The organism is Thioclava kandeliae (genome assembly GCF_040297545.1).
GTDB lineage: Bacteria > Pseudomonadota > Alphaproteobacteria > Rhodobacterales > Rhodobacteraceae > Thioclava > Thioclava kandeliae.
Genome location: NZ_JAYWLC010000091.1, coordinates 1 through 581, shown reverse-complemented (window position 1 = coordinate 581; position 581 = coordinate 1). Strand labels below are relative to the sequence as shown.

The window sequence follows — 581 nt, the reverse complement described above, 5'->3', positions numbered from 1 at the left end:
CCCGATGCCCGGAATGGTCATGAGACGGCGCACCACGTCAGTCTCTCGCGCAAGGCGATCGATCTCGACGTCCAGAACTCCAATCTGCCGGTTAAGGTCGGTGAGCGTCCCTGCCAACACATCTAATGAGGCCCGCGCCGTGGCAGGCAGGTCCGAAGCCTCGCTTTCGATCAGCGCGATCAGGCGATCCACGTTCCTGACGCCCCGAGGCACGACATGGCCATACTCGCCCAGATGTCCACGCAAGGCATTGATCGCCTGGGTCCGCTGACGGATCAGTAGTTCGCGGACGCGGAAGACGCTGGCTGCGCCCTGTGTTTCCTCGATTTTGATCGGGACAAAGCGCATGTTCGGTCGTTGTGCTGCTTCGCGAGACGCGCCTCGGCATCGTTCGCATCATTTTTCTGACGCTTGACGAACGGCTTCACGTAGGCAGGCGGAATAAGCCGAACGTCGTGGCCGAGCTTGGCCAACTCCCGACCCCAGAAATGCGCGCCTCCGCAAGCCTCCATCGCCACAGCGCAAGGCTGAAGCGTTGCAAAGAAATCCAACACCTGCGCACGTCGCAGCTTCTTTCTAAG

General features: G+C 60.8%; 1 pseudogene. It reads right to left on the bottom strand.

The features are described 5' to 3' along the window. Positions 1 to 581: pseudogene (locus tag VSX56_RS20745) on the bottom strand (IS110 family RNA-guided transposase); the annotation flags it as partial.